Below are 1,494 nucleotides of genomic sequence, written 5' to 3' on the forward strand. Positions count from 1 at the left end.
CAAGGGCGAGACCAAGCGTGTCGCGATCCGAAAGGGGTTTCGGGTTTACCGTCAGATTGCCATTGGCAATCTCGTTTGCGACCTCGGATGTCTTGCGCAGGTTCCCGACCATGCCGAGCATGGCATTGCCGAGCATGTCCTTGTCGGACAAAGGCTGGGGCGTAATCGACAGGTCGCCTTCGGCGATCCGGCCGGCGACGTCCGCGGTCGTGCGCAGATTGGTTATCATCGACTGCATTGCCAGACCCAGCGTGTCCTTGTCGGACAAGGGCTTGGCCTCCGTCGTCAAGTCCCCGGCGGCGATACGGTCGGCCACCTGGGCGGTTGCGCGAAGGTTGGAGGTCATGACGTTGACCGTGTCGACCACGTCCTTGATCTCGTCATTGCTCTTGATCTCCAGGCGCTGGTCGAGATCGCCTATGGCCACGGCACTCGTTGCCGTAGCGATCTTCCGCAAACCGCTGCTGATTCCAAGTGCCATCCAAAGTGCGGCACCGATGGCAACCAGCGCTGCGCCGGCGGAAATCCCGAGGATGAGTCGGCGGGTTGCCGCATAAAGCGCTTCCGTATCCTCGGCGGCCTTCTGCATCTGCAGCTTGCCGGCCTCCACGCGTGCATCGATGAATTCGCCGATCTTATCGGTCAACTGGCGTCCGTCGGTCTTTGTCTTTTGGACAGCGGCATCGTAATTGCCAGCGCGAGCGTAATTCCGGACCGCGTCGTCAACCAGCATCAGCTCATCGCCCATTGCTTCGACTTCCCGCCAGTTGGCCTTGCCCTCTTCGGTGCTTGCGTTGCCCTCCAGCCATGCAACTGTGTCGCGAAAACTCTGCCGGTAGTTGTCGCTATTGCCAATCGAACGCTCGACACTTTCCAGATTATCCGCCGTGGCCATGTTTATCTGGGACCGGGTGAACCGCAATTGGAGAATGCTGAGTTCCTGGGCCTTCGCAAGGCGCGCAGCCGGACCGGATATAACGTTGTTGATCGCATCGCTCAGCGTTCCAAGACTGTTGATCGCGTATATCGACGTGCCCAGCATCATGAAGATTATTGCACCGAAAGAGATTGCGAGTTTCAATTTAATAGTAAAACGCATAAATTATTACCTTTCTCATAATGAAATACAGAAAGAATAGAACCTTGAAGTGGCTTTGTAAGTTTATGTTGGGTGCACAGAATTGAAATTTTCCATTCTGAAATGGAAAATATTGCTTAAAGCGAATTGCAATTTATGGGTGTTTAAAGTTGCGTGACAATGCATAGCCGCCATGTGGGCGGCTATGCTGTATAATCAGGCGTTACGCGCTTTCCCGGAATTCGTCATCCGTCGCATCCGGTCCACCCATGCTGAGATCAAGGGCGAACCCCTTCACGCGCGCCTGCTGGGCGGCCACCGAGGTGGCTGCTGGGCGTGGCCTGGTTGCCGATGCCACTTTGGCCATCGGCTTGGATGCACGCAGCACGGCTGCCTTCGCCTGACCGCCAGCCGAT

The 1,494-nt window shown here is 56.4% G+C and carries 1 protein-coding gene and 1 pseudogene; both read right to left on the reverse strand.

All coding sequences use genetic code 11. The features are described from left to right. Nucleotides 1–1,099 (reverse strand): HAMP domain-containing protein (locus RNA01_RS23190; RefSeq protein ID WP_147182440.1); only part of this gene is annotated, 1,099 nt, incomplete at its 3' end. Between the two features lie 202 nt (nt 1,100–1,301). Beyond that, a pseudogene (locus RNA01_RS23825) lies at nt 1,302–1,494 on the reverse strand (methyl-accepting chemotaxis protein); the annotation flags it as partial.

This window comes from Paenirhizobium naphthalenivorans (genome assembly GCF_007992095.1).
Taxonomy (GTDB): Bacteria; Pseudomonadota; Alphaproteobacteria; order Rhizobiales; family Rhizobiaceae; genus Allorhizobium; species Allorhizobium naphthalenivorans.